The 9,851-nt window shown below is 38.2% G+C and carries 12 protein-coding genes; 8 read left to right on the plus strand and 4 right to left on the minus strand.

Going from position 1 to position 9,851, the window contains the following annotated elements; all coding sequences use genetic code 11:
* Positions 1–4 precede the first annotated feature (4 nt).
* On the plus strand, positions 5–1,438 hold the full coding sequence (locus tag ACLFMM_RS02955) for a methanogenesis marker 14 protein (RefSeq protein WP_410807225.1): 1,434 nt from the start codon (positions 5–7) through the stop codon (positions 1,436–1,438).
* Between the two features lie 3 nt (positions 1,439–1,441).
* Here the strand turns inward: ACLFMM_RS02955 and polX are convergent, their stop codons facing one another.
* Both polX and ACLFMM_RS02965 read right to left on the minus strand, forming a co-directional pair.
* Positions 1,442–3,169, minus strand: a complete 1,728-nt coding sequence (gene polX, locus ACLFMM_RS02960) for a DNA polymerase/3'-5' exonuclease PolX (protein WP_410807226.1) — start codon at positions 3,167–3,169, stop codon at positions 1,442–1,444.
* Between the two features lie 51 nt (positions 3,170–3,220).
* Positions 3,221–3,877, minus strand: a complete 657-nt coding sequence (locus tag ACLFMM_RS02965) for a DUF166 domain-containing protein (RefSeq protein ID WP_410807227.1) — start codon at positions 3,875–3,877, stop codon at positions 3,221–3,223.
* Positions 3,878–3,944: 67 nt separating this feature from the next.
* Between ACLFMM_RS02965 and ACLFMM_RS02970 the strand changes: the two genes are divergently transcribed.
* Together ACLFMM_RS02970 and tmk are read left to right on the plus strand one after the other, a co-directional pair.
* Entirely contained in the window at positions 3,945–4,082 is a 138-nt protein-coding gene (locus ACLFMM_RS02970; protein WP_410807228.1) for a hypothetical protein, read from the plus strand.
* 32 nt (positions 4,083–4,114) lie between these two features.
* On the plus strand, positions 4,115–4,714 hold the full coding sequence (tmk, locus tag ACLFMM_RS02975; RefSeq protein ID WP_410807229.1) for a dTMP kinase: 600 nt from the start codon (positions 4,115–4,117) through the stop codon (positions 4,712–4,714).
* Here tmk and ACLFMM_RS02980 read toward each other — a convergent pair whose 3' ends face one another.
* Both ACLFMM_RS02980 and ACLFMM_RS02985 read right to left on the minus strand, forming a co-directional pair.
* The gene (locus ACLFMM_RS02980; RefSeq protein ID WP_410807230.1) at positions 4,715–4,954 is read right to left on the minus strand and encodes a hypothetical protein; all 240 of its coding nucleotides are present in this window, start codon (positions 4,952–4,954) and stop codon (positions 4,715–4,717) included. It lies immediately after the preceding gene.
* 4 nt (positions 4,955–4,958) lie between these two features.
* Positions 4,959–5,648: a HisA/HisF-related TIM barrel protein gene (locus ACLFMM_RS02985; protein ID WP_410807231.1), complete on the minus strand. Its 690-nt coding sequence runs from the start codon at positions 5,646–5,648 to the stop codon at positions 4,959–4,961.
* 63 nt (positions 5,649–5,711) lie between these two features.
* Here ACLFMM_RS02985 and ACLFMM_RS02990 point away from each other — a divergent pair, with 63 nt between their 5' ends.
* The 5 genes from ACLFMM_RS02990 (at position 5,712) to ACLFMM_RS03010 (ending at position 9,801) form a co-directional block, all read left to right on the plus strand.
* The gene (locus tag ACLFMM_RS02990; RefSeq protein ID WP_410807232.1) at positions 5,712–6,410 is read left to right on the plus strand and encodes a (5-formylfuran-3-yl)methyl phosphate synthase; all 699 of its coding nucleotides are present in this window, start codon (positions 5,712–5,714) and stop codon (positions 6,408–6,410) included.
* A gap of 111 nt (positions 6,411–6,521) precedes the next feature.
* Positions 6,522–8,714 carry a CDC48 family AAA ATPase gene (locus ACLFMM_RS02995; protein WP_410807233.1) on the plus strand — a complete coding sequence of 731 codons (2,193 nt, stop codon included), beginning with the start codon at positions 6,522–6,524 and terminating at the stop codon, positions 8,712–8,714.
* Positions 8,715–8,858: 144 nt separating this feature from the next.
* Positions 8,859–9,395: a B12-binding domain-containing protein gene (locus ACLFMM_RS03000; RefSeq protein ID WP_410807234.1), complete on the plus strand. Its 537-nt coding sequence runs from the start codon at positions 8,859–8,861 to the stop codon at positions 9,393–9,395.
* An 18-nt stretch (positions 9,396–9,413) separates the two neighbouring features.
* Positions 9,414–9,515 (plus strand): MerR family DNA-binding transcriptional regulator, encoded by a 102-nt coding sequence (locus ACLFMM_RS03005; RefSeq protein WP_410807235.1) that lies wholly within the window; start codon positions 9,414–9,416, stop codon positions 9,513–9,515.
* 19 nt (positions 9,516–9,534) lie between these two features.
* Complete coding sequence (locus ACLFMM_RS03010) at positions 9,535–9,801, plus strand: recombinase family protein (protein WP_410807237.1); 267 nt, start codon at positions 9,535–9,537, stop codon at positions 9,799–9,801.
* The last annotated feature ends 50 nt before the right edge of the window (positions 9,802–9,851 follow it).

Here is a 9,851-nt window from a genome sequence, read left to right on the forward strand (position 1 = left end):
TCAGATGGGATATAAACCAAAAATTGCCGATAGCCCCAGTGTGAGTGTACTGGATATCAAAACCAAACCATATTTTGTTGTAGCGTCTGTAGAAGTAGGTAACACAACCACCAAATGTATCCTTATGGCAACAAACCTTGAAGACGGGAAATCTAGACATCTTACAAAAAATATCAGTATGACCAGGGATGTGCGAAAACCAAAGCCTGGAGAAACTGTATTTGGAAAAACATTAAGTGGAGTGGATTTTACACGGGAGTCGGTTGCTGAGCTTGTCAGGGATACTTTGCTTGACGCTGTAAAAAAGGCTAAACTTGATGTTAAAAATGATCTCAATTTTGTGGTTCGTTCAACAGGTGTAGTTGCCGGGTTTGATGTTCCTGATGATGTAGGGGAATTTATCAAAGCTATGGCTGATGGATGTCTCATGGCAGGTGTACCACCCAACAAAATGACACCACCAATGTCAGTTGATAACATACCAAAAAGTTACCGAAAATACAGTAAATTGGACCAGGTAATCTTTGATGGTGCTGTGGCAAGTGTTAACCCTCCGACAGGTGCTACAGGTGTCGAAATCGTAGCAAATGAGATGGAAGGTGAACTGGTTACTGCAGGTATTAAAGAGGGTGCCAAATGGGTAGACATTGATTTTAGAAACCCCTGTATATCCATTGATTTTGGTACTACCCTTGCTGGTCGTATAATAAGCCCTGATGAACCCTACGCAAATACTATCGGTAATTTCTGTGGTTATGCAGGTGCAATACCAGATGCAATCATAAGAGGTACAGGTCAGGTAGATGAAAAACTGGGTACCGCACTGGAAATCTTTGATAAGAAGGTTATGAACTTCATCAAATTGAAATTTAAAGACAATACAATCCAAAACTATGTTGAAAAAGCCCATGAATACATCAATATCGAAAAAGTTCCTGAGAATCGAACCAAGTACGGCAGTGTTCCGGTTAACCCATCAGCTGCAAAAGAAGATGGAGTAACTCTTATCGGATGCGATGTCGGTGATAATGGTTCTGGTCTTGATGAGTTGATGAAACTTGGAGCTGAAATTTATCAAAAAGAAGGTATAGATGTAGTTTATGCTGTGATTGATGAAGTTATGGCAAAAGTGGTCTATCGGCTTATTAAAGTTGCTAATGAAGAAGGGCTGGTGTTTGACGACACTGCTATTGGTTTAAGCGGGAGGGCTGCATTGACCGGTAACAAACCAAAATTGATACTAAAATATCTGGACGAACTCAAGCTACATGATAAAATAGATGACCATGTTGTTTTTGTAGATGATGGTCTTGCCAGAGGCGCGGCTGTCATGGCAAGATGTATGAACTCACTTGGTACACCTTTTAACCCACTGGGTGGTCACAGAGGTGGTAAATGTATACTTGGTGAGCGCATTAAACTGCAGAGTAGAAAATAAAGGTTAGTAATCAATATTCATTAACCTACAAAAATCCACAAGATTAAGGGAGTTTACCACATCCACCGGCTCAAGCCATCCGCGTCTTGCAACATCTATCCCATAATTCATATTTCTGGACATGTCATGAATTCGATGGGCATCGGTATTTATAATCAGCGGAATGCCCATCTCTTTTGCTTTTTTTGCGTTGACATCATTTAAATCAAGACGTGATGGAGATCCATTGATTTCCAGTATTTTGTTGTTTATTTTTGCAGTTTCAAATACCTTATCCATATCTACAGTATACCCTGCTCTTTCTCCAAGCCTTCGACCGGTGGGATGTGCCAGGATATTTACATGTTCATTTTCCAGTGCTCTGACAATTCTTTTGGTTATAGATTTTCTATCTCCATCAAAACCCGAATGTATTGCTGCAATCACAATATCCATTTTTTCCAGGACATTGCTGTTATAATCAAGAGACGCATTTGCTTTTATATCACATTCAGTTCCTGTAAAAATTTGAAAATCATCGTATTTGTTGTTTATTTTTTCAATCTCATCCATGCGTTTTAGAAGCTGACATTCGGATAAACCACTAGCATTTGCCCTGGATTTTGAATGGTCGCAGATGGCAATATACTCATATCCCAGATTACGTGCCTCATCCGCAATTTCCTGGATTGTATTTTTACCATCGCTCCAGTTTGAATGAATATGAAGGTCACCTTTTATAGCATCATCAGTAATTAGTTTGGGAAGTATTTGTTCCAAAGCTGATTCAATTTCTCCTCTATCTTCCCGAAGCTCTGGCGGTATATAATCCATTCCAAGATTCTGATACACATCTCTTTCAGAATTGCAATCCAGTTTATACCCGTTTTTCAGGTTGGTAAGACCTAACTCGTTTAAATGCACATCCATAGACGAAGCTATTTTCTGAAGATGAATATTATGGTTTGTCGAACCTGTAAAATGCACCAGTATTGAACCAAAACATCCGTCATCTACTATTTGCAAATCAACAGGGACATTGTATTTATAGATAACAACTGCTCTGTTTTTTTCTTTATTAAGGACAGTTTGTACATTTCCCAGTTGTGTAAAAAGGTCAATTACATGTTCTGGATCATCTGACCTGGCTATAAGGTTAACATCTTCAACGGTTTCCTTCCGTCTTCGAACACTTCCTGCAACAGTAACATCTGTTATATGTGGGTGAGATTCCAGAATCAACTGTATTTCATCAGCAACCTTTAGGGCTGTGTCAAGCAGTATTAAACCCTCTCCCCTGTTTTCATGACGTTTAATTGCGTCCAGAATACGTTTTTCCTGTCTGATACCCATATTGGGAATCCTTCTAATCCGGTGTGTTTTTGCAGCTTTTTTCAAGTCATCAACTGTTTTGATACCAAGTCTTTTATAAAGAGTCTGCAGGGTTCTGGGTCCTATACCCGGTATGTCCAGAAGCTCTTCTATGTCTACAGGTGTACTTTGTTTGATATTTTCATATTCATAAAAAGCCCCAGTGGTAAGTATATCTTCTATTTTTTCAGACAGTGATACCCCAACACCAGGTATATTGTCCAGTTTATTATCTTCATATAATTTACTAACATCTTCTCTGAGATTTTTAATCTGATATGATGCTTTTATATATGCCCGGATTTTATATGAATCCGCATTCTGGAATTCAAGCATTTTGGCAGTTTTGGAAAATATCCGGGCAACCTCATAATTGTCCATATTAAACTCACGACCAGTATAGATAGGTTTTATAAATCTCAATAATTCAGATTATTTTTCAAGTGCTCTTTCAACCGCTTTTTTATGGAGTTCAGCAGACTCATGTATTCCTCCTTTATTCCCCCTTACTGCACGACATGGGTACTGCTGAATTAATAAACCTGCATATGATGGAGCATCTTCAATATTGGTACTAACCAGTTTTTCTGCCATATGCCATGTACTTCCACATGGTGCACCCCGAATCACATCAACTTTTGTAATTTTTTCGTTATCAGTTTCGATATCCAGAACAGGTTGACCGAAAAGGGATGTAAATTCTGATGTTTCAGGACAGGGTTTAATCGAACAGCATATATCATCCACTTCTATATATATCCCATATTCCCTGGAATATTTTTCCAGTTCATCCATGGGAGCCCTTGATTTTCCACCTGGTACAATCAGTGCTTTAACACCAGAACTTCCTGCAACACGTGCAATCTCTGATGTGAGGTCAGGATGCAGTGAGTAGGTTATTAATATGTCTGATTTAAATACCTTGTTGTTAAGGTCAAGATTGTTGAGGAAATCACCCGGTTCATCGATAAACTCAGGAAGGTTTGCCGGCAGTTCAGCAGTTACAATATCAAAATCACTTTTTGATTTTAGAGTTTCGATTAATCGTTTACCGTATTTACCTCTTGTAATTACACCTATCATTGTCATAAATATCTTTAATAATATGATAAACTTAATATCATTTGGCTTTTAAATTTCTATACAGGTGAATAAAATGGGAGACATAGATAACATAGACCAGTCGATGGTATTTTTCAGATGCAGCATATGTAATTTCGAATTTCAGGCGAACCCGGATTTTATTCCTATAAAATGTCCCCAGTGTGGCAGTGAAGATACACAACGTACATAAATAAAAATATAATGATTGAAATGACCACATATATGAAGGGAAAATTAATTACACTGGAAGGTATCGATGGTTCAGGCAAATCCACTATAACTGAGCGGTTAAAAAACCATCCATCACTTTCTGATGTAGTATTTACAAGGGAACCTACTAAAAACTGGATCGGAAATGTAGTGGAACAGGCCATACAATCTGATACCGACCAGATTGCGGAATTCTTTCTTTTCACATCCGACCATGCTGAACACATAGCAAAATTAATAAAACCCAACCTTGAAAACGGTCAAAATATTATTTCTGACAGGTACCTGGACAGCAGATGTGCCTATCAGGGGGCTACTCTTTCTAATAGATTTGAAAACTCAATACAATGGGTTAAAAGTATCCATAAAGGATGGACTATTATCCCTGATCTTACCATTTTCCTTGACATCGACCCGGAATTTGCTATTGAGCGCTGCGGAAACAGGGGACAGCAGACCAAATTTGAAAAAATGGAGTTTTTGCAACAGGTATATGATAACTACCAGAAACTCATAAAAGAGGAACCTGTAAGGTTTGTTGTTGTGGATTCGAATCAGCCTGTTGAAGAAGTGGAAAAAGATGTGGTAGATATCATCACATCTTATATATGATTAGAGCTCATTATCATCAGCAAACTTAATCAATGCTTCACCAAGTTCTCTGACATATCTTGGATTCAGGTTGAAACGCCCTTTTTTCTGTCCGCCTCTCTCTTTGGCTATCTCTACATATTCTTTGTCGTATTTTTCACTTGTTTCAAGGGCAATGGTCAGATACCACCCACCACCCATTTTGATTTCTGTAAATCCTTCTCCTTCATCTATATTATCTATTGCATCATTGTTTTCCATGTTTTCACCTTACCATTTCCATGGGTATTGACCTGTTGTGTAATGCTGTAGCCACAAGTGTACCCTTTACACCTGCATTTTTAAGGGTTTCGATGTCCTGCATATCTTTGACACCACCGCCAAGCAGGATGTCATGTTTTGAAAAAGCTGCAATGTTACTCAAAAATTCTGGATCCACACCGCTTGAAGTTCCAACGCTGTCCATGTCAAGAACAATGACATCCTGTAAATACAAATCATTTAAGATTTTTACTATTTCTGTGGGGTTATCAGGTATGTCAGGGTCGTTTTTTAAGATTTTGCCGTCCTTTTTATCGATACTTACATTTATACGACCCGGATATTTGTATGCAGCTTCTGATATGACATCCATTGGTGTGGTTTCTGTACCCAGTACAACCGTGTTTGCCATAGATATAGCCTTTGAAACCTCCTCAAATGTAGTAATACCCATATCAACCATAGTACTGACTTTTTTTGATATTGAACTGATATCATCAAAATTGGTATCATGCTTGCCGATTCCCTGTAATATATTTAAATCCGCTACATAGACCTCACCAGGTCTTACACAATCGACAACCTCAAGTGGACAGGAACTTTCACAGATTGCACTGTTTAAATGAATCGGTAGATAATGTTTGCGATTTCCACCTTTTGCATGCACCACAGTATGGTTATATATATCCAGCACAAATATTATTCGAAACATATTTAATTAATACATTTGCTCCTAATATAAAAAAGAGGGTCAATCATGAAATTATTAGTTAGTCCGATCAATTTAGAAGAAGCAGTATCATCCTGTAATGGTGGTGCTGATATCATCGATGTTAAAAATCCAAAAGAGGGTTCTCTTGGTGCTAACTTTCCATGGGTTATACAAGCAGTAAGGGATTCCATTGATTCAAAAAAGCCTATAAGTGCAACTATTGGTGATTTCAATTATAAACCCGGAACTGCATCTCTGGCAGCCTATGGAGCTGCATCATCAGGTGCTGAATACATTAAAGTAGGACTCTATGACATCCAGACCGAGGAACAAGCATATGATATGCTGGTTAACATCACCAGTTCTGTAAAAAGTTATGATGAAAATAAAAAGGTTGTTGCCTGCGGATATTCCGATTACCAGCGTATAAATTCAATATCTCCTATGAAACTTCCAAAAATCGGAGCAAGTGCTGGTGTAGACCTTGTGATGATGGATACAGGTCTTAAAGACGGGAAATCCACTTTTTATTTTATGTCTGAAGATACCCTTACAACGTTTGTGGAGTCAGCCCACAGTTTCGGTCTTAACACTGCACTCGCCGGTTCCATCAAATTCGATGACCTTGAAGCACTAAAACGAATTCAACCGGATATAATCGGAGTCAGAGGGATTGTATGCGGTGGTGACCGTAATACAGTCATACAGGAAGAACTGGTAACAAAAGTCAGAAATGAACTCTAACAACTTTAGCATATTTCATCTTTTTTGAAAACTTTGGATATAACAAAGGTTTATCACATACATAGTTACAACAATCAACAAATCTAAATCACACAAACAGGTAGTTAAATAATGAACGAAAATGTTACGGTTCATGTTGCCAGAGCATATCATAGAGATGTGGGGAAAGGTATAGCCAGAGTGGACAGAGAACTGATGCAGAAACTGGGGACAGTGAGTGGTGATGTAATAGAAATCAAGAACAAAAAAGAAGGATACGCAATTGTCCAGCCACTCCATGAAAGTGATTCAGCAAAAAACATAGTTCGTGTAGACGGAAACACCAGAAATAATATAGGTATTGGTGTTGATGATGTAGTTGTAGTCAGAAAGATAAAAGCCAGAATCGCAGATAAAATAACTTTTGCACCCGCACAACCTGTTCACTTTGTCAATGGAGCTCAATACCTCCTTCGGATGCTTGAAGGCAGACCTGTTTCCCGTGGTGAATGGATAAGGGTGGAAACTGTAAATGAACCACTATATTTTGTTGTTGTTTCCATAAAACCTACTGGACCTGCTGTTGTAACACCTGATACTTCTATAAGATTAAAGGATGTATCCATTGAAAGTGAAAGTGGCGCTGCTGAACGGATAACTTATGAAGATATCGGTGGTCTTAAACGTGAAATCGGTCTTGTAAGAGAAATGATAGAACTTCCACTAAGACATCCTGAATTATTCCAGAAACTTGGGATTGAACCTCCAAAAGGTGTGATGATATATGGTCCATCTGGAACTGGTAAAACTTTAATCGCAAAAGCGGTAGCCTATGAAACAGATGCAAATTTTATATCTCTTAGTGGACCTGAAATAATGTCCAAGTATTACGGGGAAAGCGAAGAAAAACTGCGTGAGATTTTCGAAGGAGCAGAAAATGATGCTCCATCGATAATATTCATCGATGAAATCGATTCCATTGCACCAAAACGGGGGGAAGTTTTTGGAGAGGTGGAACAGAGGATTGTAGCACAGCTGCTTTCACTCATGGATGGTCTTAAATCCAGAGGTGAAGTAATTGTTATTGCGGCTACAAACCGGCCCAGTTCAGTGGATGAAGCTCTGAGGCGTGGTGGCAGGTTCGACCGGGAAATTGAAATTGAAATTCCTGACAGGGATGCAAGACTGGAAGTATTACAGGTCCACACCAGAGGAATGCCCTTTGAAGATGATGTTGTTCTGGATGAACTGGCAGATATAACACATGGTTTTGTTGGGGCTGACCTTGCGTCACTTTGTAAAGAAGCGGCGATGAGAGCATTAAGAAAAATACTGCCGCATATAAAAATCGAAGAAGAAATACCTCTGGATATACTGGATAATCTGAAAGTTTCAAGGGATGATTTCTTTGAAGCTCTCAAAAATATAGAACCTTCTGCAATGCGGGAAGTTGTGGTGGAAGTCGCCCACATCAACTGGAAAGATATTGGAGGTCTGGACAATGCAAAACAGGAACTTGCTGAGGCGGTTGAATGGCCCCTAAAATATCCTGAACTGTTTAAGGCGGTTAATACTAAACCACCAAGAGGAATTATACTTTTTGGTCCACCCGGTACCGGTAAAACCATGCTCGCTAAAGCAGTTGCCAGTGAAAGCGAGGCAAACTTCATAAGTATAAAGGGTCCTGAATTGTTGAGTAAATATGTGGGTGAATCTGAAAAAGCGATAAGAGAAACATTCAGAAAGGCAAAACAAGCTGCACCTACTGTGATTTTCTTTGATGAAATCGATTCGGTTGCACCAAGACGGGGAAAAAGTAGCGATACTAATGTCATAGAACACGTGGTAAGTCAGATACTCACTGAAATGGATGGTATAGAAGAACTTAAGGATGTAGTCATTATAGCTGCTACCAATCGATTGGATATAGTTGACCCTGCTCTACTGCGCCCTGGACGTTTTGACAGGATGGTATATGTCAGTATTCCTGATAAAAAGAGCAGGTCAATGATATTCAATATACATCTTGATGGCAAACCACTTGCAGACGATGTGGGTATAGAAAAACTTGCAGATATAACAGAAGGATATGCAGGAGCAGACCTAGAAGCCATATGCAGGGAAGCAGCACTGCTTGCACTTAGAGAAGTTATTAAACCTGGCCTTAGTAAAGCAGAGACAAAGGGCATAGCGACTAATATTAAAATCCACTGGTCCCATTTTGAGAAGGCCATATCCCGGGTGAAACCTACGACTTCTGATAAAGATATGCGGTTTTATGACCAGAATGCAAAAAGGTATATAGAAACTGATGAAAAATTTTAAAGTAAACAAGCATTTTTCAGGAACATAAAACTAATCACAGTAGAAGATTCGGTCCATTTATACTATCACCTATAGTTATAAATAATATCTGTTAAATAATATCTTGATATATAGACCATGTTTTTTTTTGGGGGTTTGTTATAATTGACTGATAAAAATGATATATTTAACGAATTAGCTGATGCTGTTGTTAAAGGTGATAAAGATAAAGCAAAAAAATTTGCACAAGAAGCACTTGATGAAGGTATAGACCCTTATGAAGCAATAATGAAAGGTTGTACAAGAGGAATGCATGTTGTCAGTGACAAATACGATAGAGGCGAGATGTATATTCCCCATATAATGTTATCTTCTAATGCTATGGATGAGGCGACTAAAATTCTTCTGCCACATGTTGATGTAAAGCAAATAAAGGAATCTGGTGTGGCTGTTGTGGGAGTTATCCTGGGTGATATCCATGATATCGGTTTAAACATTGTTGGTTCACTTCTTGAAGCTGCCGGTGTTACAGTCTATAATCTTGGTAAAGATGTTCCTTATGAGGATTTCATAGAAACTGCTAGAAAAGTAAATGCTGATGTTATCGGACTATCCGCTATGATGACCACAAGTATGATGGGAATAAAACAGTTCCCAAATTATACAACAAATTTGCATAATATTACATACAATATGTACTAATTGTAAAAGGTGTTAAATTTGTATAATATAAAACAAGCTTCTGAATATCTGGGCGTTAATCCTGAAACATTGAGAAGATGGGAAAGAGAAGGCAAAATAAATCCTGAAAGAACTTATTGAACTTATAAAACGAAAAGAAATCGAAAGAGTTGTTGTCAATTATAAAGACCGCCTTATGAGATTTGGGTTCGAAATTTTCGAGGAGCTATGTAAGTCAAATGGTGTTGAAATAGAAATAATCAACCAAACAGAAGACAAAACATACGAAAACGAATTAGTTGAAGATGTTCTTACTATCATCACGGTCTTTTCCGCAAAACTTTACGGAAGTCGAAGTCATAAGAACAAAAAAATTAAGGAAACAAACGAAAAGCTATTTGATGATTATCATGTCGTTTCGCAATAAAGATAAATTTAAAAACACAGTTACATTCACTCTAAAACAGGAGATTTATT

Origin of the sequence: Methanohalobium sp. (assembly GCF_046546175.1) — an archaeon.
Classification (GTDB): domain Archaea; phylum Halobacteriota; class Methanosarcinia; order Methanosarcinales; family Methanosarcinaceae; genus Methanohalobium.